At 41.3% G+C, this 25,039-nt stretch carries 23 protein-coding genes; 17 read left to right on the top strand and 6 right to left on the bottom strand.

Annotated elements, in window-relative coordinates:
• The first annotated feature begins 9 nt into the window (after positions 1-9).
• From AC4IFO_RS02005 to purF, 8 genes are all read left to right on the top strand, one after another.
• Positions 10-1,020 (top strand): aspartate-semialdehyde dehydrogenase, encoded by a 1,011-nt coding sequence (locus AC4IFO_RS02005; protein ID WP_490731392.1) that lies wholly within the window; start codon positions 10-12, stop codon positions 1,018-1,020.
• On the top strand, positions 1,020-1,835 hold the full coding sequence (truA, locus tag AC4IFO_RS02000) for a tRNA pseudouridine(38-40) synthase TruA (protein ID WP_490731390.1): 816 nt from the start codon (positions 1,020-1,022) through the stop codon (positions 1,833-1,835). The genes AC4IFO_RS02005 and truA overlap by 1 nt, the downstream gene beginning before the upstream one ends.
• A 65-nt stretch (positions 1,836-1,900) precedes the next feature.
• On the top strand, positions 1,901-2,587 hold the full coding sequence (locus tag AC4IFO_RS01995; protein WP_273839202.1) for a DedA family protein: 687 nt from the start codon (positions 1,901-1,903) through the stop codon (positions 2,585-2,587).
• Positions 2,588-2,691: 104 nt separating this feature from the next.
• Positions 2,692-3,663, top strand: coding sequence for an acetyl-CoA carboxylase, carboxyltransferase subunit beta (accD, locus tag AC4IFO_RS01990; RefSeq protein ID WP_490731389.1), 972 nt, complete (start codon positions 2,692-2,694; stop codon positions 3,661-3,663).
• Positions 3,653-4,942: a bifunctional tetrahydrofolate synthase/dihydrofolate synthase gene (folC, locus tag AC4IFO_RS01985; RefSeq protein ID WP_490731388.1), complete on the top strand. Its 1,290-nt coding sequence runs from the start codon at positions 3,653-3,655 to the stop codon at positions 4,940-4,942. Before accD ends, folC begins: the two co-directional genes overlap by 11 nt.
• Before the next feature lie 5 nt (positions 4,943-4,947).
• Positions 4,948-5,595: a cell division protein DedD gene (gene dedD, locus AC4IFO_RS01980; RefSeq protein WP_490731387.1), complete on the top strand. Its 648-nt coding sequence runs from the start codon at positions 4,948-4,950 to the stop codon at positions 5,593-5,595.
• A gap of 178 nt (positions 5,596-5,773) precedes the next feature.
• The gene (cvpA, locus tag AC4IFO_RS01975; protein WP_206082374.1) at positions 5,774-6,277 is read left to right on the top strand and encodes a colicin V production protein; all 504 of its coding nucleotides are present in this window, start codon (positions 5,774-5,776) and stop codon (positions 6,275-6,277) included.
• A 14-nt stretch (positions 6,278-6,291) separates the two neighbouring features.
• The gene (gene purF / locus AC4IFO_RS01970; protein ID WP_490731386.1) at positions 6,292-7,809 is read left to right on the top strand and encodes an amidophosphoribosyltransferase; all 1,518 of its coding nucleotides are present in this window, start codon (positions 6,292-6,294) and stop codon (positions 7,807-7,809) included.
• A gap of 231 nt (positions 7,810-8,040) precedes the next feature.
• Here the strand turns inward: purF and AC4IFO_RS01965 are convergent, their stop codons facing one another.
• Positions 8,041-9,546 carry a hypothetical protein gene (locus tag AC4IFO_RS01965; RefSeq protein ID WP_490731384.1) on the bottom strand — a complete coding sequence of 502 codons (1,506 nt, stop codon included), beginning with the start codon at positions 9,544-9,546 and terminating at the stop codon, positions 8,041-8,043.
• A gap of 286 nt (positions 9,547-9,832) precedes the next feature.
• Here AC4IFO_RS01965 and AC4IFO_RS01960 point away from each other — a divergent pair, with 286 nt between their 5' ends.
• Positions 9,833-10,405: a UbiX family flavin prenyltransferase gene (locus AC4IFO_RS01960; RefSeq protein ID WP_353243179.1), complete on the top strand. Its 573-nt coding sequence runs from the start codon at positions 9,833-9,835 to the stop codon at positions 10,403-10,405.
• 13 nt (positions 10,406-10,418) lie between these two features.
• Here AC4IFO_RS01960 and AC4IFO_RS01955 read toward each other — a convergent pair whose 3' ends face one another.
• Both AC4IFO_RS01955 and AC4IFO_RS01950 read right to left on the bottom strand, forming a co-directional pair.
• Entirely contained in the window at positions 10,419-11,948 is a 1,530-nt protein-coding gene (locus AC4IFO_RS01955) for a hypothetical protein (protein ID WP_490731382.1), read from the bottom strand.
• Between the two features lie 213 nt (positions 11,949-12,161).
• Positions 12,162-13,070, bottom strand: a complete 909-nt coding sequence (locus AC4IFO_RS01950; protein ID WP_490731380.1) for a TIGR01777 family oxidoreductase — start codon at positions 13,068-13,070, stop codon at positions 12,162-12,164.
• A 500-nt stretch (positions 13,071-13,570) separates the two neighbouring features.
• Here AC4IFO_RS01950 and yfcD point away from each other — a divergent pair, with 500 nt between their 5' ends.
• From yfcD to AC4IFO_RS01930, 4 genes are all read left to right on the top strand, one after another.
• Positions 13,571-14,113, top strand: a complete 543-nt coding sequence (gene yfcD / locus AC4IFO_RS01945) for an NUDIX hydrolase YfcD (RefSeq protein ID WP_490731378.1) — start codon at positions 13,571-13,573, stop codon at positions 14,111-14,113.
• 237 nt (positions 14,114-14,350) lie between these two features.
• Positions 14,351-15,586 carry a M24 family metallopeptidase gene (locus tag AC4IFO_RS01940; protein WP_490731376.1) on the top strand — a complete coding sequence of 412 codons (1,236 nt, stop codon included), beginning with the start codon at positions 14,351-14,353 and terminating at the stop codon, positions 15,584-15,586.
• Between the two features lie 18 nt (positions 15,587-15,604).
• Positions 15,605-15,802 carry a DUF3311 domain-containing protein gene (locus AC4IFO_RS01935; protein ID WP_219247190.1) on the top strand — a complete coding sequence of 66 codons (198 nt, stop codon included), beginning with the start codon at positions 15,605-15,607 and terminating at the stop codon, positions 15,800-15,802.
• Positions 15,799-17,241 carry a sodium:solute symporter family protein gene (locus AC4IFO_RS01930; RefSeq protein ID WP_490731373.1) on the top strand — a complete coding sequence of 481 codons (1,443 nt, stop codon included), beginning with the start codon at positions 15,799-15,801 and terminating at the stop codon, positions 17,239-17,241. Before AC4IFO_RS01935 ends, AC4IFO_RS01930 begins: the two co-directional genes overlap by 4 nt.
• A gap of 58 nt (positions 17,242-17,299) precedes the next feature.
• On the opposite strand, the gene AC4IFO_RS01925 is transcribed toward AC4IFO_RS01930, so the two are convergent.
• Positions 17,300-17,770, bottom strand: coding sequence for a DMT family transporter (locus AC4IFO_RS01925; RefSeq protein ID WP_273839196.1), 471 nt, complete (start codon positions 17,768-17,770; stop codon positions 17,300-17,302).
• Between the two features lie 103 nt (positions 17,771-17,873).
• On the opposite strand from AC4IFO_RS01925, the gene AC4IFO_RS01920 reads away from it, so the two are divergent.
• Positions 17,874-18,770 carry a LysR family transcriptional regulator gene (locus AC4IFO_RS01920; protein ID WP_490731370.1) on the top strand — a complete coding sequence of 299 codons (897 nt, stop codon included), beginning with the start codon at positions 17,874-17,876 and terminating at the stop codon, positions 18,768-18,770.
• A gap of 50 nt (positions 18,771-18,820) precedes the next feature.
• Here the strand turns inward: AC4IFO_RS01920 and pta are convergent, their stop codons facing one another.
• Positions 18,821-20,965: a phosphate acetyltransferase gene (gene pta / locus AC4IFO_RS01915; protein ID WP_490731368.1), complete on the bottom strand. Its 2,145-nt coding sequence runs from the start codon at positions 20,963-20,965 to the stop codon at positions 18,821-18,823.
• A gap of 71 nt (positions 20,966-21,036) precedes the next feature.
• Positions 21,037-22,239 (bottom strand): acetate kinase, encoded by a 1,203-nt coding sequence (gene ackA, locus AC4IFO_RS01910; protein WP_219247197.1) that lies wholly within the window; start codon positions 22,237-22,239, stop codon positions 21,037-21,039.
• A 595-nt stretch (positions 22,240-22,834) separates the two neighbouring features.
• On the opposite strand from ackA, the gene yfbV reads away from it, so the two are divergent.
• The 3 genes from yfbV (at position 22,835) to AC4IFO_RS01895 (ending at position 24,981) form a co-directional block, all read left to right on the top strand.
• On the top strand, positions 22,835-23,290 hold the full coding sequence (gene yfbV, locus AC4IFO_RS01905; protein ID WP_219247199.1) for a terminus macrodomain insulation protein YfbV: 456 nt from the start codon (positions 22,835-22,837) through the stop codon (positions 23,288-23,290).
• A 150-nt stretch (positions 23,291-23,440) separates the two neighbouring features.
• Positions 23,441-23,935 (top strand): YfbU family protein, encoded by a 495-nt coding sequence (locus AC4IFO_RS01900; RefSeq protein WP_219249371.1) that lies wholly within the window; start codon positions 23,441-23,443, stop codon positions 23,933-23,935.
• A gap of 356 nt (positions 23,936-24,291) precedes the next feature.
• Positions 24,292-24,981, top strand: coding sequence for a sugar phosphatase (locus AC4IFO_RS01895; protein WP_490731365.1), 690 nt, complete (start codon positions 24,292-24,294; stop codon positions 24,979-24,981).
• Positions 24,982-25,039 lie beyond the last annotated feature (58 nt).

Here is a 25,039-nt window from a genome sequence, read left to right as displayed (position 1 = left end):
GGAATAGCCATGACTAAAGGTTGGAATATTGCAGTATTGGGTGCAACCGGTGCTGTGGGTGAAGCGATAATTTCACTGTTACAAGAAAGAGAATTCCCAGTCGGTGAGCTGTATTTACTGGCCAGCGAGCGCAGTGCGGGGGAGAGCGTGCGTGTTAATGGCAAAAGTATTCAAGTTATTGATGCCAAAGATTTCGATTGGTCACAAGCTCAAATAGCCTTTTTCGCGGCAGGTGAAGCGGCTTCATTGCAATATGCCGAGTCCGCAGCGCAAGATGGCTGCATCGTGATTGATACTAGCGGCGTATTTGCCCAAGAGCCTGATGTGCCATTAATTGTGCCGGGTGTGAACCCGCAAGTATTAGCGGATTACCGTAACCGTAATATTATTTCGTTAGCAGATAGCGCCGTCAGCCAGTTATTAACAGCCATTAAACCGTTAGTGGATGCCGCCGGTTTAGGCCGTATCACATTAACCAATATGTTGTCTGTTTCTAGCTATGGTAAAGCCGCAGTCGATGAGTTAGCAGGGCAAAGCGCACGTTTATTAAATGGTATTCCTGCGGAAGAAGGGCGTTTTAGCAAGCAATTAGCTTTCAACATGCTGCCATTGTTGGCGGATATGGATGGCAGCGTGGCGCACGAACGTCGCTTAGTTGAACAAGTACGTAAAGTGTTGCAGGACGATGGCCTACCTGTCGCGGTTAGCTTTATTCAATCCCCTGTTTTCTATGGTAATGCGCAAGTGGTTCACCTCGAAACGTTACGCCCAATCAGTGCGGAAGAAGCGAACGATGAATTTGAACGTTTTGACGATATTCAGGTCTCAGAAGAGGGCGATTATCCAACGCAAGTGACTGAAGCATCGGGTAATGACCAACTCAGCATTGGTTGTGTGCGTAATGACTACGGTATTCCCGAAATTTTACAGTTCTGGTCAGTGGCAGATAACGTACGTTTCGGTGGTGCATTAATGGCGGTTGAAACGGCGGAAAAACTGGCTCAGGAGCTGTTTTACTGATGTCCGAGTCAACAAAGTTGCATCGTATCGCGTTAGGTATTGAATACAACGGCAGCCGATATTTTGGTTGGCAACGCCAGCAAGAAGTAAAAAGTGTACAAGGCTGCCTAGAGGAAGCATTGTCGAAAATCGCCGCTGAGCCGATTAGTGTGTTTTGCGCGGGGCGAACGGACGCAGGCGTTCACGCAACGGGGCAAGTGGTGCATTTTGAAACGTCGGCTGAACGCAAAGAAGCGGCTTGGACGATGGGGGCAAATACTCACTTACCGCCAGATATTGCGGTACGTTGGTGTCAACCTGTTAATGATGAGTTTCATGCACGTTTTAGTGCAACGGCGCGCCGTTATCGCTATGTGATTTTTAATCACCGTTATCGGCCTGCCATTTTATCCAGTGGTGTGACCCATTTTCATTATCCACTGGATGAAAAACGAATGCACGAAGCGGCGCAAGCACTGATTGGGGAGCGTGATTTTACCTCATTCAGAGCAGTCCAGTGTCAGTCTAGAACACCTTGGCGTAATGTTATGCACGTCAATGTGAGCCGCCACGGGAATTATGTGGTGGTAGATATTAAAGCCAATGCGTTTGTTCACCATATGGTGAGAAATATTGTTGGTAGTTTGCTGGAGATTGGCTGCGGAAATCAAGAGATTGATTGGATGGCTCATCTTCTTGAATTAAAAGACCGAACTAAAGCTGCCGCCACGGCAAAAGCGGAAGGGCTCTATTTGGTCAGTGTGGATTATCCAGAGAAATTTGCGCTCCCAAGTAATGTCATGGGGCCACTTTTTCTTGGCGATGAACTGATGTAAATCGACGTTAACTTTATCTCATAATTACTGCAAATAGCACGGATGCTATTATTAATGAGGATTATATGGAATTTATCAGTTTTATTATCGACTTTATTTTACATATCGATGTGCACCTCGCTGAACTGGTCAGAGATTATGGCACGTGGGTATATGGTATTCTATTCCTGATCCTATTTTGCGAAACAGGGTTAGTGGTCACACCATTTTTGCCGGGGGATTCGTTATTATTTGTCGCGGGCGCCATTTCGTCCTTAGACAGTAACGACCTTAACGTGCATTTAATGGTAGCGCTAATGATCACTGCGGCAATTATTGGTGATGCGGTAAACTATACGATTGGGCGTATTTTTGGGGAAAGATTATTTAAAAATCCAGATTCAAAGATTTTTCGTCGAGTCTATTTAGACAAAACCCATGCATTTTATGAGAAACACGGCGGTAAAGCGATTATACTGGCGCGTTTCGTGCCGATAGTTAGAACTTTTGCACCTTTCGTTGCAGGAATGGGCAAAATGTCTTATCGTCACTTTGCATTTTATAATGTGACGGGCGCATTTATTTGGGTATTATTATTCACTTATGCAGGGTATTTCTTTGGTGAATTACCGTTCGTACAAAAGAATTTGAAATTACTGATAGTCGCGATTATCTTTGTTTCAATTCTGCCGGGCGTGGTTGAAATTATTCGTCATCGCCGAATTGCAGCAAAAGAAAAGCGTGCGGCAGCGCAAAAAATCGATAACCACTAAGTGGTTTAAAAAGTTTTTATCTACAGTGAGATATCATTGTGGTTTAATGGCAAAAAATTACATACTGGTGATAACCAGAGTGAATCAGACAAAAAGGTCCATTAATGAGCTGGATTGAAAAAATTTTAAAGAAAGGTAACTTGACCCAATCTCACAAAGCCAACATCCCAGAAGGGGTTTGGACTAAATGCGATAGCTGTGGACAAGTTTTATACGGTGCTGAATTAGAACGCAATTTATCTGTGTGTCCAAAATGTGACCACCATATGCGTATCCATGCCCGTCAGCGCTTAGAAACTTTCCTTGACGAAAATTCTACGACAGAACTCGGTAGCGAACTTGAGCCAAAAGATATTCTCAAGTTCAAAGATTCAAAAAAATACAAAGACCGCATTACCGCAGCACAGAAAGAAACTGGCGAAAAAGATGCAATGATCGTGATGAAAGGAACCTTAAAAGGGATGCCTGTCGTCGCTGCTGCGTTTGAATTTGCTTTTATGGGCGGTTCAATGGCCTCCGTCGTGGGGGCGCGTTTTGTCCGTGCGGTAGAGCAAGCGCTGGAAGATAACTGTCCGCTGGTGTGTTTCTCGTCAAGCGGCGGTGCACGTATGCAAGAAGCGTTGTTATCATTGATGCAAATGGCGAAAACCAGTGCAGCTTTAGCAAAAATGCAAGAGCGCGGTTTACCATACATTTCTGTGTTAACTGACCCAACCATGGGCGGTGTTTCAGCAAGTTTAGCCATGTTAGGTGATATCAACGTGGCAGAACCGAAAGCGCTGATCGGCTTCGCAGGTCCGCGTGTTATCGAACAAACTGTACGTGAAAAGCTGCCACAAGGCTTCCAACGCAGTGAATTCTTACTGGAAAAAGGCGCCATCGACATGATCGTTCGTCGCCCTGAAATGCGTGATCGTCTGGCTGAAATTTTGGCGATGTTAACCAACAAACCAAGTTTCACTGAAACGCCAATCATTGTGGCAGAAACGGTAGAAATCGACCTAAATGCCATTGATGAGATCAATGCCGAAGAACCAGAAAAGGATTCTGCAAAGCATAAAAAAAATGATGAGTAATCTAATCATTCCTACAGCCAAGTCTCCTTTGGAGGCTTGGCTTTCTTATCTCACTGACCTGCATAGCCAAAATATCGACATGGGGTTGGAACGAGTCGGCCAAGTTGCTCGGCACATGAACCTGACGCAACCTGCTCCTAGAGTTATCACCGTCACAGGCACCAATGGAAAAGGCACCACCTGCCATACGCTGGAATCAATTTTGATGGCAGCGGGGTTAAAAGTGGGTGTTTACAGTTCTCCGCATTTAGTGCGCTACACTGAACGTGTGCGTATTCAAGGGAAAGAACTTTCCGAGTCTGATTTCTGTGAAGCGTTTGCCACCATTGAAGCGCAGCGTGAAAATATTTCGCTCACTTACTTTGAATATGGCACGTTGGCTGCACTACAATTATTTAAGCAAGCTAAACTGGATATCGTTATCTTAGAGGTGGGCTTAGGTGGGCGTTTAGATGCCACCAACGTGGTGGATGCAGATATTGCAGCCATTACCAGCATTGCGCTCGATCATACCGATTGGCTGGGTTCTGATCGTGAACATATCGGTCATGAAAAAGCGGGTATTTTCCGTCAAGGTCATTATGGCGTGGTGGGCGAGCCTGATATGCCAGAGTCGATTGGGCAATATGCCGATAAAATTGGCACGGTACTGTTCCGTCGTGGCGTAGATTGGCAATATAGCGAACAAGCAGCGAGTTGGTCTTGGCAAAGTTCGCAACGTGAGTGGCATAATCTGCCATTACCGAATGTGCCGCTGGCAAATGCAGCAACAGCATTAGGTGTGATTAGCTGCTTACTGCAAATTGATGCAGATATTGCAAAAAAAGTCACGGATACCGCTATTGTTCAAGGTTTAAAATCAGCTCAATTGCCGGGGCGTTTCCAAATTATTGGCGAGAAGCCATTAATGATTTTGGATGTGGCGCATAACCCCCATGCGGCAGGGTATTTAGTCAGTAAATTAGCTGGCTTACCTGCGGTTGAAGGTCGCCGTATTCGTGCAGTTGTTGGAATGCTTGGCGATAAAGACATTAAAGGCACTCTTGAGTGTTTATCGCAGGAAGTGACGGATTGGTATCTAGCCCCATTAACTGAATTTAGAGGGGCAGATGTGGCTCAATTGAGCCAGCATATCGCTAAAGCCAATGTGTTTGATAGTGTTGAAAAAGCGTGGCAGCAAGCCTGTGTTGATGCGCAAGAACAAGACGTGATTGTGGTTTGTGGGTCATTTCACACCGTCGCTCATGTCATGATGTTATTAGAAAACCAAAAAGGATAGTGCTGGTGGCTAGTAAATTTCAAAATCGTCTTGCTGGCGTCATTGTTCTGGTTGCGGCAGGGGTCATCGTACTTCCTGCGCTTCTTGATGGCGATAAGAAATATAATGAAAATGAATTTGCGGCCATTCCTATTATCCCGAAACCGGGTGACGAAGAAGATATCGAAGCGATTGCACCATTAGCACATAATAGTGCGAGTGCTTCTTCGGAAGGGGCTTCTGAGGCCATGCTATCAGAGGCGATTACCCAGCAGCAAAATGAACAAGTGGCGGCAAATGTCCCTGCGACAGTCGAGCCAATAAAACCTGAGCCGAAGCCAGAACCTAAACCAGAGCCTAAGCCGGAACCAAAACCACAGCCGAAACCAGAACCTAAGCCCGAACCGAAACCAGAGGTAAAACCTGAGCCGCAAGGCAAAGCGTTTGTGGTTCAAGTCATTGCATTGAACAATGCGAACAAGGTTGAGGAGATTGTGGCGAAGTTACGGTTATCGGGTTACCAAGTGTATACCGTTCCAGCTAAGCCCGTGAACAATAAACTTACGCGTATTTATGTCGGGCCTGAGGCATCTAGACAAAAGCTAGAAGCTGCTCTTCCTGAACTTAACGCGATTACAGGGACAAAAGGGATAATTCAAACATTTAAACCCTAATAAATAGACACAATAATCCCTAAAAGGTAAGGGGATTTAGTAACTTACTGCGGCGATTATGATTTTTTCTTTTCGCCGCTATTTTTTGTAAATTGATAGAAAAATGGTTACGCAAACGTTTTCGTTTTCTGTTAGAATGCACTTCGCTGATGTCGTGAGTGCAAATTTTGGATGAAATATGGTCTGGATAGATTACGCAATTATCGCCATTATTGGCTTCTCGGCACTGGTTAGCTTGATCCGTGGTTTTGTTCGTGAGGCACTATCACTGGTGACATGGGGCTGTGCTTTTTTTGTCGCAAGTACATTTTACCCTTATTTAGCGGACTACTTTACCCGCTTTGAGGATGTACTGGTGCGAAACGGCATCGCCATCGCCGCATTATTTATTGCCACATTAATTGTAGGCGCGGTGGTGAACTATGTGATTAGCTCTTTAGTGCAAAAAACGGGTTTATCAGGCACTGATCGTGTTCTGGGGATTTGCTTCGGTGCTCTGCGTGGTGTGTTGATTGTATCGGCTTTGTTGTTCTTTCTCGATACCTTTACACCGCTTCCTCAAAGTGAGGATTGGCAGCGTTCAGAGTTTATTCCACAGTTCAGTCATATTATCAGGTGGTTTTTTGACTACCTGCAAAATGCGTCAAGTTTCCTACCGGAGAACATCTCTCCGTCTGGCTGATGAGGAAAGACCAAATGTGCGGTATTGTCGGGATCGCTGGTGTTACACCAGTTAACCAATCAATTTATGATGCTTTAACAGTGCTCCAGCACCGTGGGCAAGATGCAGCAGGTATTGCCACTATTGATGGCAAAAATAATATTCGTTTACGTAAAGCGAATGGCCTTGTGAAAGATGTGTTTGAAACGCGCCATATGCTTCGGTTACAAGGTTGCATGGGGTTAGGGCATGTTCGTTACCCAACCGCAGGCAGTTCAAGTGCTTCAGAAGCACAGCCTTTTTACGTGAACTCACCGTTTGGTATCACGCTTGCTCATAATGGTAATCTGACAAACGCACACGAACTCACACGCAGTTTGTTTGAAACCGCGCGTCGCCATGTTAATACGACGTCGGATTCTGAGATTTTGCTTAACGTGCTGGCCTATGAACTGGATAGATTTGACCATTTCCCTCTTGAACCAGACAACGTTTTTAGCGCAGTCGCCGCGATGCACAAAAAGCTGCGTGGCGCCTACGCTTGTGTCGCCCTGATTATCGGTCACGGTATGTTAGCGTTTCGCGACCCTCACGGCATTCGCCCGTTAGTATTAGGCCGCCGTATCACCGAAAATGGCGAACATGAATATATGGTTGCCTCTGAAAGTGTCGCGCTCGATACACTCGGCTTTGAATTTTTACGTGATGTCGCTCCAGGCGAAGCGGTATATGTCACAGAGAAAGGCCAATTATTCACCCGCCAATGCTCTGACAACCCACAATTGACACCATGTATCTTTGAATACGTCTATTTTGCCCGCCAAGATTCCTTTATCGACAAAGTGTCGGTGTATAACGCAAGGTTACGTATGGGGCAAAAACTCGGCGCGAAAATTGCGCGTGAGTGGGAAGATCTTAACATCGATGTGGTGATCCCAATCCCAGAAACCTCTTGCGATATTGCCTTAGAAATCGCCCATATTCTGAATAAACCCTACCGCCAAGGTTTTGTTAAAAACCGTTATGTTGGCCGTACGTTTATCATGCCGGGTCAACAAGAACGTCGTAAATCGGTGCGTCGTAAACTGAATGCTAACCGTGCTGAGTTCCGCGATAAGAATGTATTATTAATCGATGACTCTATTGTGCGTGGTACAACCTCTGAGCAAATTGTTGAATTAGCACGTGAAGCGGGTGCGAAGAATGTCTATTTTGCATCAGCTGCACCCGAAGTTCGCTTCCCGAACGTGTATGGTATTGATATGCCAAATGCCAACGAGCTGATTGCTCATGGCCGTGAAGTGGATGAAATTCGCAAATTAATTGGCGCAGATGGGTTAATTTTCCAAGATTTATCTGACTTAGTTGATGCTGTTCGTGAGGAAAACCCAGAAATTACTGAGTTCGAATGTTCTGTATTTGATGGCATTTATGTCACCAAAGACATCGACCAAAGTTATTTAGATTATCTGGAAAACTTGCGTAAAGACGACGAGCTGAAGTTGAAAGATAAGAGTGAAGTTGAGGATTTGGAAATCTACAACGAAGGCTAAAATTTTCGTCATAGTTTGAGTTACAGCGTTGTTGGCTCTATTCAGTTACCTGAGTCACATACTTTAGTATGCTCCTTGGGTAGCCTATTTGCCGCCTAGCTGTAACTCTAACTATTAGGAAATAGCTAGCTAAATAAAGAGATAAATTGTCGTTATATTTTATTTTAACTCATTAAATTTCAAGTGGTTTTGTAGGGAAATAGTTGCTTATTTACCTTTTATAGATTGATATTAGTCGATTTGTTGCCTATTAAAATTAATAGGCTCCCCTAAAAATCTATCAATATTATCACTTGTTATGAAACTGTTAACCGGAGGATATTGGTCAATATGATAAATTTTATTGGATTTATTAATAAATAAGTTTGACTTTATTTCTCTAATACTTTGATGATTATTTTTTATAAACTGATGTAGTTGATCGGAGTCTAATTGGTTTGAATATATCATATGTTTATCTTTAGAATCTACTGAATTGGAGTGACTATTAATTAAAGTAATTATTTTATCTGCTTGATTAAACGAATTGTGATAGATCCCATTAGTTGTAACATTCTCATTGTTAATTTCATTTGTAATAACGTATTTTTCATTGGCTAAAATTCTATTTCTTAAAATAGACTCTTGCTTTATATTGTCTAATTCTGGTGTTGCTAAATCAACTTTAAAATAAGAAAACGCATAGTCATTTTTTTCTGTGTTTTTATTTATTATATATTTTTCTGTGTTTTCTTTCATAAATAAAGATAAATGTGCTGAGAAACTCTCACTACTGCTAAACGTTCTCAAACCCGTGTTTGGATCTAAAAATAGATAACTATCAGTATTAGAATCATCAGTTTCCTTTCCAGTAAATAAAGTATGATTACCTGTTGTCATTATATATGCGGACCGATTAGCCCTGTCATTTTCAATGATACTCACCATATCAGTTAAAGTGGTTTTATTATAACAACTATTAAACCGATTGTTCCTAGTCTGGATGCCCATGCTACTCATTTTTTCATTGCTATTTTTGAATACGTTAGCAACTAATCTATATATAATATGTTTGATGATATCTAATTGTTCAAAATAGGTTACATGGCGGTTCATGATGCTTTTAATTAGGTTTGGTGATAAATTAAAATAGGAGTTATCAATGGGTTCTTTATTTTTACTGTAATGACTGTAAATGGCACTAACCAGTAGTTTAATATTATTATATATTAAATCTTTAGAATGGTTCGTCATTAATTTCTGTTCAGTATATATTACGTTATATAAGTCATTGTATGCAAAAAAATCGGGGTTAACTCCTTTTTTGTCAAGATCGGTCACGTCAACATCTTTAAATTTAATCAATAATTCATTGCAAATTTTTGTGAAATTTAAACATATGTTTGATATGAAAAAGTCATTTAAATGTAATTTCTGTACTTCTAAAATATCAATCAGTGATTGGTCCTTTATTAAATCATCAAGAGTATCTTCAGAGATGCAATAAGATTTATAATCGGATTTAACAGGGACTGTTTGCTGTAAAGATTTTATATTTTCAATGAAATTAGAAATATTTCCTTTCAGTAGTTGTTGGGCTGATAATATAGATAATCCAGTGCAAAAACCTTGGTGATCTGGATCAATATTCTTTATATTGATTATTCTATTTTGAAATTTATCATTTCTTATGATGTTTTCATACATATTGTCTTGGTTTATTTGAAAGCTAAAATTGTCTTTTAATTGTGTTTTCATAATTTTCTGATTTTTTATAACGTGAATGTAGATACACAAACTATATGTTTTACTTTGTGTTTTCTTGCGTAAATCGATACTGTAAATGTCTGCTAATAATAATTATAAAATATAAGCCATGGTTAATTTTATAATTAACCATGGAATTCATTGATTTTTTTAAGAATTAGAATGAATAATGATTCTAGCCTAGGTTTGAACAATTGATATAAATTAGCGTTTCATCATCAACAATTTCAATGTACTTAGTGTATAATGCAAATAATTAAAATTATTGGAAGACAGTATGAAAAAGCTGATTATTGGGTTAACTGGAGCGAGTGGGGCGATTTATGGCGTCAGGTTGCTTGAGGTACTGAAACCTGTCGAACAGGTTGAAACCCATTTAGTGATGAGCGCCGCTGCCCGCCAAACATTAGCACTAGAAACCCAATACAGCGTGAAAGACGTACAGCAACTTGCAGACCACAACTACGATAGCCGCGATATTGCAGCGGCCATTTCATCAGGTTCGTTTCGTACCGCCGGCATGGTGATTATGCCTTGTACCATGAAAACCCTTTCTGGTATTGTTCATAGCTATACCGACACCTTAGTGACAAGAGCGGCGGATGTCGTACTTAAAGAAGGCAAGAAATTAGTCCTTGGAGTACGTGAAACGCCATTGCATGTTGGGCATTTGAAATTAATGGTGCAAGCGGCTGAAATGGGGGCGGTAATTATGCCACCCATGCCAGCGTTTTACCATCAACCGCAAACTATCCAAGACATTGTTAACCAGACAGTGAACCGCGTTTTAGACCAATTTGATATTGAACTTGAGCAGGATTTATTTAATCGCTGGCAAGGGGCTAAATAAATTAAGACAATATTTATACTTGGTTATTAAGTGTTTTTGAGCCAAATATAACACTAGGGTCAGTATTAAGATCAAAATTACCCATAGAAATATTGGGTGCGACAGGGTAAATATTGCCTTTTTTATCAATGAAAATGCGCCCATCCGTTTTTTTCAATAGTGTGAGGTTATTTTTTATAACCTGATGAAGATTATCAGCATCAATATTTGACGAGTAGATGGTCTTTTGCATATCATTCTTTGATTTAGTGTAATGAAACGCTAATGTGACGAGGTGATTTTTCTTGTCAAAATGACGGTGTACAATGCGATAGGTTTTATTTTTTGGTATCAAATTTTTGAATGATTTTCTTTTGAATACGGCCTCAAAGTTATCTAATACCAGTAATTTGTTTGTTTTTAAATTGCTATCAAAAATCTTTTTATTATTATGGTTATTTAAGCTGGGGTCTATCCTATTAAGTTTAACAAATGAAAATTGGTAATTAGAGTCGCTGTCTTTTACAATTTCATACTCTTTATGTTTATCCATGTAGTTTTTTAGAAAGATAGAGAATTCATCAAAATCATTAGATTTATATATGCCTTTATTTGGGTCAAAAAATTGATAGGTTTCACTTTGCTTGTTTCTCTTAATGTTAATAGCACAAACATGGTTTGGGTATAAAATTAGATGATTTTGATTTTCATCTTTGAGTGCTTTAATTATATTTATAAAATCATTTAGTTTCGTTATTTCTACATTTTCATCTTGCATTTTTACGGTGGAAATCAAATTTTGTTTTTTATTTATATCCGCCCAGTTTTTTTCTATTTTTTCGTGTGTGAAAATTTGCATTGAATCTAATAGACTATTAATTTTCGTTTGATTCGCTTTAATGCTAATGGTCGATTCAATAATACCAAACTTTTCCAGTAGTATGTCAGTTTCTAAGTCGGAAGTTTCACTTGAATTTAATGTGCATATTTCTTTTGCATGCTTTCTGTTTTCTGAAATTATGGGGGCAATGATTATTTTTAGCATTCTATGTTTCTCGTTTTTAACCTCTTTAAGATTTTCATTTAATGCTAGGTCTATTAATTTCAAAACATTTTTCTCTTCAAGTATGGGGGAAGATAATGGAATGGGTAGTGCTAAATTAAAGTTTATTACTGATTCATCGTTTAACTTTTGTATATCAAATATTTCCTTAAGAAGTTGATTTCCCTGTTTAATTAGATGTTTTTTTTCTGTGTGCTTTTTATAGTCTGAAACAGATGTCATCGCTAAATCACTGCGTTTTTTTTGCAACATAGCGTTGTTAGCGGCAATGTTATCTAGATATCCGTTGTAAGTATTGATAAAGTCTTGCTCTAAACCTTTATCACTATAATGTAAGAATTTGACAGATGTGCCATAACAAAAGCCAAAGAAAGGCTCTTTTGAATTTGCAATACCCAGTATGTTTTCCTTGAAAAATTTAGAGCCATCTGTTTCTAAAAAATTTAAAAATTTTGATTGGGTAAAGGGTGTTTTATTTAATGAAGTTATTTTGTCGGGCATTATGATATCCTTAATTTATCTAATGAATAGATACCATACTTATGTTTTCTATTTGTATCTTTCAAATCTCAATGATTTTTTATTTACTATATGTAATAGATATAAATGTACATGATTTGCATAAAGCATCTGTATAGGAATGTGTAGCCATCATCTCGTCATGTCTATCTCGAGATAGTAAAGATATGAGTATACTAGGAGCGTTAAAAGGGATTAGTTTTCTTTGGCAACCAATAAATCTTCTAATGCAATTTTCAATTCGATAAATTCGAATTCAAACCCGGCTTCTTCTAAACGTTTAGGTATAGCTTGCTGCCCACCTAATACTAAAGCCGCGGATTCACCTAAAATAGTTTTGATAACAAACGCAGGCGTGCGGACAAAAGAAGGGCGGTTGAGTACATCCCCTAAAATAGCCGTGAACTGGTCATTATGCACAGGGTAAGGCGCAGTCATATTGAAAGGGCCTGAAAGTGTTGGAGTCGTCAGTAAAAAGTAAATCGCGTTGACCATATCGTTGATATGTATCCATGGCATATATTGTTTACCATGACCAATTGGGCCACCAGCACCCATTTTAAAAATAGGCAGAATTTTACCTAATACACCGCCATTGGGGGATAAGACAAGGCCTGTGCGTAATAAACACACACGTGTTTTGTCGGACGCGGCATTTTCAGCAAGGGCTTCCCAGTGTTGAGCGAGTTGATGGGTAAATTCGTCATGGGGTTGTTCGTCTTCAGTGACAACAACTTGACCTTGGTCACCATAGTAGCCTACGGCAGAGCCCGATAAAAAAACGGAAGGCGGTGTTTCGCTAGCGGCAATAAGTTCAGCGAGTCGCTGGGTGATTTTCCAACGGCTATCACAAAGGCGTTTTTTTTGCTCGTCAGTCCAACGTTTTTCAGCAATGGGTTCGCCCGCTAAGTTAATAACGGCATCAAAGCCATTGAGATTATTGACATCATTTAACGTCGTCCAACATTCAACGGCCTTACAAAAGTGGCTATACACTTTTTGTGGCGAACGGCTTAATACAGTGACCTGATGATCAAGGGCGATTAATTTTTGAACCAGAGGGGTGCCGATGAGCCCTGTGCCGCCTGTTATGAGTATTTTCATTGCCATCCCCGTCATATTTCAAACCGCAGCGTTGTTGTCTGCACTCAATACCTTAAGTCACATACTTATGTATGCTCCTCATCCCCGTCATATTTCAAGCCGCAGCGTTGTTGTCTGCACTCAGTACCTTAAGTCACATACTTGCGTATGCTCCTCATCCCCGTCATATTTCAAACCGCAGCGTTGTTGTCTGCCCTAGTTGCCTAGCGACTATCTCATTAAGATCAAGTCATCACGCTAATACAATGTTTCCATAGGTTTTATGATTTAACTATAGCACCTGTGAGCACAAATTGTGTGATTTGCCTACGTTATCGCAAAAAAGACAAAAGCTCTATGAGCAATGTGATAAGAAGTGTTTATTTGTGATAGCAACCAAGTGAAAATTGGGCTAGGATCGACGACTAAGTGCGAGTTAAAGCCCGTTGTATTGTCTGACATGTCGTGGCAATCAATCTATGACATAAGCTATTTTAGCTTAATTATAAAAGGTTTACAGGATGGAACAACAAACCGAAGTCGTTGAATGGGTCGATATTGTCGATGAGGATAACAGCGTTATCGCTCAGGCAACCCGCAGCCAAATGCGCGCTGAAAATTTACGGCATCGTGCGACGTATATTGTTGTGCATGATGGAATGGGGAAAATCTTAGTTCAACGACGTACTGACATTAAAGATTTTCACCCCGGCTTTCTCGATGCCACCGCCGGTGGTGTTGTTACCCAAGGTGAAAATATTCTGGACTCCGCAAAACGTGAAGCGGAAGAAGAGTTGGGGATTGCTGGCGTACCATTTGCAGAACATGGCCATTTTTATTTCGAAGATGCGCATTGCCGCGTGTGGGGTGGGTTATTTAGCTGTGTTAGTCATGGCCCATTTGCACTGCAAGAGTCTGAAGTGGCAGAGGTGAGTTGGTTAACCCCAAAAGAAATCAGCGCTCGTTGTGATGAATTCACCCCTGATTCACTAAAAGCACTTTCGTTATGGCTGACGCGTAACAATGAGTCCGAAAAAGCCATCACTTGTGCTGAAAACTCATAATCACTCAGATTTAAATCGTAAAAGGACTATTTTTTGTAGTCCTTTTAATTTTTTCACCAAAATTCAAATCTCTAGCAAGGTTAATTTTTGATTAATATATAACTATTAGTTATATCCAACTTGCACCTTACACGATGTATCCATTTCAACTCTCGATATAATAAGCGAACTTATTATTTCGCTTGTCATATTGTGAAATTATTTAGCGATACAGAACGACGGATTGAGAAAATAACAATGACAATTCAAAAAGCAGAGTCACTTTTAAAACAACAACACCTTGAAAATGTTACAAATAAAGCGCGTGAAATTATGGCGCGTGAGGGGATTGAAGCGCTAATTGCAACGGTTGGGGATAATTTTTATCACTTAACAGGTTTTGCGAGTTTCTTTATGTACACCTTCAGGCAAACAGGTTCTGCCATTGCCGTGATCTTCCGTGATCCCACAGTAAAATCACTGGTGATCATGAATGAGTTTGAAGCGGCAAACTTAAGCTTGGAAATGCCAAACGCACAGATTAAAACCTTCCCAATTTGGGTGGATGTTGACGACCCTTATAACCCTGATAATGGTAAAGTGGTAAAAGCAAGGCCGATCAATAGCCCAATTGAAACCATTTTTAACTTATTAAAAGACGCTTTATCTGAGGCGGGTGTGTATGGCAAGCCTGTCGCGATTGAGCTTAACCAAATTACCTACACGGGTAAAAATTGGTTAGATAAAGTCATTCCAGAACTGAATTTGGTTGATTCTTCACCGCTTTTTAATGAATTACGCATGATCAAAAGTGAATGGGAAATCAATCATCTGCGAAAATCAGCCCAAATTACTGAGGCAGGCATTGAAGCCGCTAGCCAACTGATTCGTGTTGGTTGTACATCAGCAGAACTGACCGCCGCTTTTAAAGCCAAAGTCATGTCTTTTCCTGAAACCAATTACAGTCGTTTTCATTTAATTTCAGTGGGAAGTGATTTTTCCCCCAAAATGTTGCCAGACAATGTGCCAGCAAAAGAAGGGGACTTAATTAAGTTTGATTGCGGTGTGGATGTGGCGGGATACGGTGCTGATATCGCACGTACTTTTGTGGTGGGTAAACCGAATGACAAAGTTAACGGGATTTACCAAACTATATTAAAAGGCCATCAATATATGCTAAGCCGTATTGCACCTGGTGTGGCGTTAAGCGATGTATTCAATGAAACAATGGCATTAATTCGTTCATCAGGTTTACCACACTATAACCGTGGTCATTTGGGGCACGGTGACGGCGTATTTGTTGGTTTAGAAGAAGCGCCTTTTGTTAGTGCAGCAACCACTGAAGTGTTCCGTGCAGGCATGGTCATGAGCTTGGAAACGCCGTATTACGGTATTGGCGTGGGCGGTATTATGATTGAAGACATGTTACTGATTACAGAAGATGGCGTTGAAATGTTAAGCCATTTGCCTCGTGAATTGGTTTCTCGTGGATAATAAAAATAAGGACTTTTTATGAGATGGTATCACTACCTCGTTATTTTCCCGATTTTGGCGTTAACCGTCGGGATCTATTATGCCAATGAGGTTGAACCCTTTGTCATGGGGCTGCCTTTCCTGATGTTTTGGATAGTGGCATGGGTGATTGTGACAGCACTTGTTATGTTATTAATTAATGTGTTAGACAGTAAAAACCTTAAGGAAACGTCATGAGCTCCGCATTAATTATTATTGCCGTTTTTTTCCTTTTCAGTGTTTATTTGGCAATCAGAGCCAAAAAAGGAAAAACTATGGACCACGAAGGATGGTCTGTAGGTGGGCGAAGCTATGGAGCGCTACTCGTTTTCCTACTCAGTGCAGGGGAAATTTATACGACCTTTACATTCCTTGGGGGCAGCGGCTGGGCATACGGTAAAGGGCCAGCTATTCTCTATACCCTAGCGGTTAATGCCTTTATGGGGATCTTTTTGTATTGGGTGCATCCGCGTGTTTGGCGGTTTGCAAAAGATAATGACGTCAGAACTATTTCTGAATTATTTACTAAGAAATATAACAGCCAAGGGCTCGGGCTATTAATTAGCTTAATTTCCATTGCGGCGATGGTACCATTATTTGTTCTCCAACTGAAAGGCCTTGGTATTATTGTTTCACAAGCCTCCTATGGGGCTATTCCTGCGGATATGGCCATTTGGATTGGAATTATCGCAGTCACGTTGTTTGTGATGATTTCAGGTATTCATGGGTCAGCTTGGACATCCGCTCTGAAAGATTTAATGATCTTAATTGTCGTGGTGTTTATTGGGATTTATATTCCGCTGCATTATTACGGTAGCTTTGGTGATATGTTTAAAGCGATTGATACCGCCATGCCAAGCTTCTTAACCTTCCCAAAAACAGGGCTGAATATTCCGTGGTATATTTCCACAATATTCCTATCTGTTGTGGCGTATTTCTGTTGGCCTCATTATATGGCAGCGGTATTTACGGCAAAAGATGAAAAGTCCCTCAAGCGAAATAGTATTTTAATTCCGGCGTACAGCTTGATTATGCTATTTGCCTTTTTTGTTGGTTATGCGGCGATATTACAAATTCCACACCTTGAAGGCTCTGCGGTGGATTTATCTCTGTTTGAAATTTCGAAAGAAACCTTTTCACCTGTTGTGGTTGGCTTTATCGGTGCAGCAGGGATGTTAACGGCGTTAGTACCCGGTTCTATGTTGTTGTTAACCACCTCAAATATGTTAGCGGGCGTGGTACAAAAAGCGGTAGGTGTGAGTGAAGAAAAACGCCAGTCTGGTGTGTACGCGCGCTATATGGTGCCGTTAGTTGCCTTGGTGAGCTTGTATTTTATTTTCCACAGTAATGACACGTTAGTGGCAATTATGTTGCTTGGCGTGAACATAGTCGCGCAATTTTTCCCTGCGTTATTAATGAGTTTTAAACAGCACAACCCAATGACATCTGCGGGTGCAATTTGTGGTATTGCGGCAGGGGTATTATTCCTTGCGATTACCTATATTGAAAAAATATCGTTAGCACAACTCTTCCCATGGTTAGGGGAAGGCTTAAGCTTTATGAATATTGGTATTGCTGCATTTATTCTGAATATTATTGTTGCGGTGGTTGTTTCGTTATTGACCCGAAGAAAATAATATTGGGATATTTCATTAAATAAAATACCCGCGATTTTTGCGGGTATTTTTGTGTGCATTATTTACGTGCCATTTGAACACAGAACACGCCTGTCACCACTAAACCGATGCCCAGTATCTTTCCGAGTGGAATTGGGTTTTGTGGCATACCAAACCACCCAAAGTGCTCTATCAAAGCTGAAATCATTAATTGACCTGCAATCACCATCACAAAGAAGGTCGTGCTACCAATTTTTGGCACTAAAATAAGAGCAGAAGTGAGGTAAAGCATACCCGCTATTCCCCCAAACCAAATCCAAAGGGGCTGATGAAACAATTCCGCGCTAAAATTAGGTTTTGGAACCTTAAAAACAAAGAGTAATGGGATCAGGACAATAATGCTGATCACCAGTGAAACGGCACTGGCCCAAAGTGGATGGCCTAAGTGGCGGGCTAATACTGCATTGCTTGCTGCTTGGATAGGGACAACGACCCCAGCAAACAGCGCCACTAATGCTAAAAGTATTCCAGATAATGAAAGTGTAGACATATCAACCTCAGTGTTAACAGGGGATCATTATTGATTTAAGATAAGATTAACGAGCAGGGAATTAATTGGGAAATGAACAATTTTATAAGGTACTATTCGCCAAATGAATAACTTAAGAAGATTAGATTTAAATCAATTAGTTACCTTGCTAATTTTATTGCGGGAACGCCATGTCAGCCGTGCGGCACAAGCCCTTCATAAAAGTCAGCCTGCGGTTAGCCACTCACTGAATCAGCTGCGTGAGCTATTTCAAGACCCTCTGTTGGTACGGCAGAATGGGCAATACCAATTAACCAGTAAAGCGGAATCACTATATACACCGTTACTGAAAGCACTGGAGCAATTAGACTACTTGATTGCTCAACAAAATTTTCAACCTGCTTTGTGCCATCAACGGTTTAATCTTGCATTGTCTGATTATGGTGCAGCCATTATTGCTCAACCATTAACGCGTTTTCTGCGCGAGCAAGCACCTGATGTTGATTTAAACATTTGGCATTGCAGTCGAGAAGAAATGCAAAATAAGTTATTAGAAGGAAGTTTAGATCTGGCGTTTGGGGTCTTTAATTCACTTGATAACACGCTTCGTGCCCAATCGATTTTCCAAGATAAAATGGTGAGTCTGGCCGATAAGTCAATTTGCCCAGCGGGAACAATGACGTTGGACGAATGGTTGTCACACCCTCATATTGCTGTGAGTATGAAACCGTTTGACACCAACGAAGTTGATGCGCAGCTAAAACGGTTAAATCAGCAAAGACGTGTGGCAGTGACAGTACCTTATTGGCAAGTTGCACCACAACTTATTGCAGGTACTGACCTTATCTTAACAGCGGCACAAAGAGGTTTTCCGCCAGAGATGAATCAACATTGTGTGATATTTGAGCCACCCGTTGAGATTGCACCATTGGATTTTCAAATGATTTGGCATGAACGCAGTGATACGGATAACGCACTGAATTGGTTAAGAGAAACTATCATTAATTTATTCGCACAATAAAAAATGCCAGCCAATGATGCTGGCTGGCATTTATCGCAATAATAAATGAATTACGCGTTTTCGTTCTGTACCGCTTGGATTGCAGTTAACGCAACGGTATAAACGATATCGTCAACTAATGCCCCACGAGACAAGTCATTGACTGGTTTGCGCATACCTTGCAGCATTGGGCCGATTGACACGAGGTCAGCGGAACGTTGTACTGCTTTATAGGTGGTGTTACCCGTGTTCAGGTCTGGGAAGATAAACACGGTTGCTTTACCGGCAACTGGGGAGTTAGGCGCTTTCGATTTCGCCACATCAGCCATTACCGCCGCATCGTACTGCAATGGACCATCAATCATCAGGTCTGGGCGTTTTTCTTGCGCTAAACGGGTTGCTTCACGCACTTTTTCAACATCACTACCTGCGCCTGAATCACCAGTTGAGTATGAAATCATTGCAACACGTGGGTCGATACCAAAGGCTTTTGCAGAATCCGCAGATTGAATAGCGATTTCAGATAATTGCTCTGCTGTTGGGTCTGGATTGATTGCACAGTCGCCATAAACAAAGACTTGCTCAGGTAACAGCATAAAGAACACAGAAGAAACCAATGAGCTACCCGGCGCCGTTTTGATCAACTGGAGCGGTGGGCGGATGGTATTCGCGGTGGTATGCACTGCACCTGAAACTAAGCCATCAACTTCACCTTTTTCGAGCATTAATGTGCCCAGAACTACGTTGTCTTCCAGTTGTTCACGAGCAACAACTTCGGTCATACCTTTGCTCTTACGCAGTTCAACAAGGCGTGCAACGTATTCTTCGCGGACTTTAATTGGGTCAACGATTTCAATACCCGTGCCTAATTCAATGCCTTGTGCAGCGGCAACACGACGGATATCGTCAGGGTTACCTAACAGAACGCATGTTGCGATCCCACGCTCAGCACAGATAGAGGCGGCTTTAACGGTACGAGGTTCATCACCTTCAGGCAGAACGATACGTTTACCTGCTTTACGTGCTAATTCAGTTAATTGATAACGGAACGCTGGCGGAGATAAACGGTTTGGACGCTCAGAGTCAGCCACTAAGGATTCAATCCAGTCGCTGCTAATATGGCGAGCCACATAGTTTTGAATTTTTTCGATACGCTCATGGTCATCTGCTGGCACTTCTAAGCTGAAACTTTGCAGGTTCAGGGAAGTTTGCCATGTGTTGCTTTTCACCATGAAGACAGGCAAGCCTGTTTCGAATGCTTGTTCGCATAATTGGCGAATTGGCGCATCGATGTTGTAGCCACCCGTTAACAGAACCGCACCAATTTCAACGCCATTCATCGCAGCTAATGATGCAGAAACCAGTACGTCAGGGCGGTCTGCTGAAGTCACTAACAGTGAACCTGGGCGGAAGTGCTCAAGCATATGTGGGATGCTACGTGCACAGAAAGTGACAGATTTAACACGACGTGTTTTGATCTCACCTTCGTTAACAATCTCTGCACCCAAGTGTTTTGCCATGTCGATTGCACGCGTCGCGATTAAATCGAAGTTCCACGGAATGGATGCTAGCACTGGCAGGTTCAGTGCAGAAAGCTGTTTCGGGTCGAGGTTAGCCACTGTCGCTTTCGTTGAATCGTCAAAGATTTCAGACAGGTCAGGGCGAGTACGGCCTTGTTCATCAACAGGTGCATTCACCTTATTAATGATAACACCGATAATATTCTTATTACGTTGGCCACCAAACTCGTTACGAACTAGCTCTAAACGCTCTTGCATTTGTGTAATTGAGCTATTGCCTGTCGCAGTGACAAAAACAATTTCCGCGCCTAATGTTTTGGCAATTTCATAGTTTAATGACTGAGCAAAAGAGTGTTTACGCGTGGGTACCAAGCCTTCGATTAAAATCACTTCTGCATTTTTGGTGTGATCGTGGTAGCGAGCCACAATCTCTTCCATTAACACATCTTTTTTAGATGAGGTCAGCAGTGATTCAACATATTCCATCGTCAGTGGTTCAACAATGGTGGTGATACTTGAATGGGAACGCAGGACTTCAGTAGTTTGGTCTTTATTGCCAGAGATGCGGGGCTGTGCGATAGGTTTGAATACGCTTAATTGAACACCTTTTTGTTCCATTGAGCGAACGACACCTAGGCTAACGCTAGTTAAGCCAACGCTGGTGCCGGTAGGTATTAACATAATTGTACGGGACACGGGAACCTCTTTATTTCGGTTACTCTAATGACAAAACGATACCGCCAGCATTTGCTGGCGGTAGATGTTTCTTATGCGGTTAAACGCGCAGTATCTTGAGCGATAACCAACTCTTCATTGGTTGCGATAACCATTGCTGGGCGGCTATTATCGGTTGTGATTAAACCTTCTTTACCGAAGCGTGCCGCTAAGTTACGTTCGTGGTCATATTCGAAACCAAGAATAGCCAGTTTCTTCAGGGTAATTTCACGAACTTGTGCTGAGTTTTCACCAATACCGCCTGTGAAGATGATAGCATCAAGACGGCCTTCCATCAGTGCACTGTATGCGCCAACATATTTAGCTAAACGGTGGCAGAAAACATCCATTGCACGCGTTGCATCTTCTTTTGTGCCATAGTTGTCTTCAACATAGCGACAATCACTTGTTACGCCTGTTAAGCCTAATAGTCCAGATTCTTTGGTCAGCATTTTGTTGATTTGATCAACGCTCATGCCTAAAGAGTCATGTAAATGGAAAATAATTGCAGGGTCGATATCGCCACTGCGCGTTCCCATGACTAAACCTTCTAATGGCGTTAAGCCCATAGAGGTATCAACACATTTACCGTTGACAATCGCAGTGACAGAACCGCCGTTACCTAAATGGCAAGTGATAACGTTTAATTCTTCAACAGGTTTGTTGAGTTTTTTCGCCGCTTCACGAGAAACATAGTAATGGCTTGTGCCGTGTGCGCCGTAACGACGGATACTATGTTCTGAATAGAGTTCGTATGGCAGGGCATACAGATAGGCTTCTTGTGGCATTGTCTGATGGAACGCAGTGTCAAATACAGCCACGTTTTTATTGATCAGATGAGGGAACGATTTTCTTGCCTCTTCAATACCAATTAGGTGAGCAGGGTTATGCAGTGGAGCAAATGGGATTGCCGCTTCAATGCCTTCAATCACTTCGTCAGTGATTAAAACAGAAGAGGTGAATTTCTCGCCGCCGTGAACAATACGGTGACCGATCGATGTAATTTGCGCTGACAACTCAGGTTTTTCAGCAAGAATGGTGTTGACAATGAAATTCAATGCTTCGCTATGCGCCGCACCAGCACCTAAAGGAGCTTCCTTTTTAGCACCATCCATTTTCCATTTAATACGGGCTTCAGGGAGGTTGAAACACTCAGCTAAACCGGATAAAAATTCGTCACCGTTAGTTGGATCAATGATGGCGAACTTCAGCGAGGAGCTACCGCAGTTTAGAACCAGTACCAGCTTACTTGACATGGAAATACCTATCGTTAATTGTTGTTGTGAAGCCTTTTAAAAACATGAAAAGACTCAGATTAAAAATATGGTTCGCTAGAGCCTAGCGTATTTATGACCTGAAACATCATGATTGATATCATGTTAAAGGCGAAAAAGTTAAAGATCTTGGTAATCTTCAAGGGTTTTATAACGCTATCGTTATTCTTTTGTGCAAAGTGCTATATAAAAGAAAACTTCGCATCTGGTGTTGAAATAACGACCAAAACCCCAATATATAACTGTTGTCTATCTTTTTATTAAAAAGATGGATAAAGCGATAAAGTAACAAATTCAACAGCAATTCTAAATGTGGCAGATTCTACTAAAAATATTTTATATTTTATATGTTTTTTTTAAAAATAGGTCGTTTGATTGATTAAAATCATAAGTGTCATATAAAGTGTAGTTATAGCACGAAGTTAGATATTTATCAGAATAGCTGATTTTCATTAAGGTCGCTTAATTTAAGGTAAATTCAGTAAATAATTTGTTTAACTTAAGTGTGCGTTCTCACTCACAATGGCGTAAGCTTAATGATAGCTAGTCAGTTTTAGAAGTGCATAGGAAACGATTCATGAGTACATTACAAAACACACCCCCAGGTTTTTTTAAACGCTTCAGATTAGGCAATCGCTATCTGAAAACTTTTCCTATGGAAAAAAAACTGTCACCTATTTTCCCTGAAATTCGGATTAACAAAGCTGTTCGTTTTGGTATTCGCTTTATGCCGCCGATTGCTATCTTCACATTAGCATGGCAAATCGCTTTAGGTGGGCAGCTTGGCCCTGCAATTGCAACGGCATTATTTGCCTGTAGTTTACCAATGCAAGGGTTATGGTGGTTAGGGAAACGTGCGTCAACACCTCTGCCATCAAGCTTGCTGAGCTGGTTTTACGAGATCCGCGACAAATTTACAGAGGCGGGAATTGCGATGGCCCCCGTTGAGCAACAGCCTGATTACATGGCGTTGGCTGACCTTCTTAAGCGTGCATTTAACCAACTCGATCGCTCTTTTATGGAAGATGTTTAACAAAAAATCGCTGTACAATTTTTATTAAAAGCTAGAGTTAACAATAAGTAATGCAAAAAGTGTATCTAGATCAATAAAAGCGATGTTTTCACTGTCTTAGATGTAGGTTGAGTGCGAAGATAAGCCATACTTTTCTGTAGGAGAGCCATGATGGAAATGACTAACGCCCAACGCCTGATTTTATCGAATCAATATAAAATGATGACTATGTTAGACCCAGATAACGCAGAACGTTATCGCCGCTTGCAAACGATTATTGAACGTGGCTTTGGGTTACAAATGCGCGAACTGGACAGAGATTTCGGTCATTTAAGTGAGGAAACATGTCGCACTGTGATTGAAATTATGGAGATGTACCACGCACTGCAAGTCTCCTACAGTAATTTGCCTGAAAAACAAGATATTGATGGCCGCCGTGTGCAATTTTTAGGTTTTGATGCAGCAACGGAAGCGCGTTATTTAAGCTATGTGCGCTTTATGGTGAATACAGAAGGGCGTTATACCCATTTTGATAGCGGGACTCACGGGTTTAACTCGCAAACGCCAATGTGGGAGAAGTATGTTCGGATGTTGTCGATTTGGCATGCGTGTCCAAGGCAGTATCATTTGTCAGCAGTGGAGATTTCGCAAATTTTTAACGCTTAGTTTTTCTCGTCGTATTTTGCGCTGTAGCGGTGTTGGCTTCACACACTAACCCTAGTCACATACTCATGTATGCTCCTAGGGATTAGCGTGCTTGCCGCCTAGCTACAGCACAAACTCCTTAGAGCAAACTTGTTCTTCATACCTCTGCCTTAGCGACAAGGCGAATTATTTAGAGCAAATGGGATTAATTGGTATAAAAATTCAATTTCAAATTCAATTTCACATTTCTTTTCAGCTTTAACTCACCAGTGCATTCAAATCTAAGTCATTAACGCAAATCTTGATTATTTTTGTTATTGAGGTTGCGCATTGGCGTCTATTTAGCGTTAACTAAGAGATAGAATCGATTCAAGTACATGAAAGGGGTAGACGTGAAATTAAAGGCAAAGGGTTTTCTATTTGATTTGGATGGGACATTGGCGGATTCGCTGGCGGTAGTTGAGCGTTGCTGGTGTAAATTTGGTGAGCGTATAGGTAAAAATCCAGAAGAAATTATTAGCTTTATTCATGGAAAGCCTGCTCTGACCAGCCTGCGCCATTTTTTGCCTGAGGCAAGTGATGAAGAAATTATGGGTTATTTTCGCTGGCTCGAAAAGATGGAAAGTGAAGATGTTGAAGGCGTTGTCGCCTTACCGGGTGCGGTTGCTTTGCTAACACGTCTGAATGAGATTGGTGCACCTTGGGCGATCGTGACCTCAGGGACTGTACCCATCGCACATGGACGCCAGCAAGCTGCGGGATTACCAGAGCCGAAACACTGGGTGACATTTGAAAAAGTGTCTAAAGGTAAGCCTGATCCAGAACCTTTTATGCTAGGGGCAAAAGCGCTTTCTCTACCTGAAAAATCGTGCATTGCCTTTGAAGATGCTCAAGCTGGCATTCATTCTGCACTTAGCGCAGGTTGCCAAGTGGTTGCAGTCCATGCACCAGAGAGCTTACCCCGCCGTGATGAAATCGATGTAATTGTCAGTTCACTGGAGCAAATTTCTGTTATGGGACCTGACATTAATGGTGATTATGAACTTTTAGTGTCAAAATTGCTTTAATCGTGATCTAATCAAAGAAATTCTCCGTAAAACATGGTTAACTAAAGAAAATCTTTAG

The sequence above is a fragment of the Providencia sp. UF-224 genome (assembly GCF_058245955.1).
This window is presented reverse-complemented; position numbering and strand designations above follow the sequence as displayed.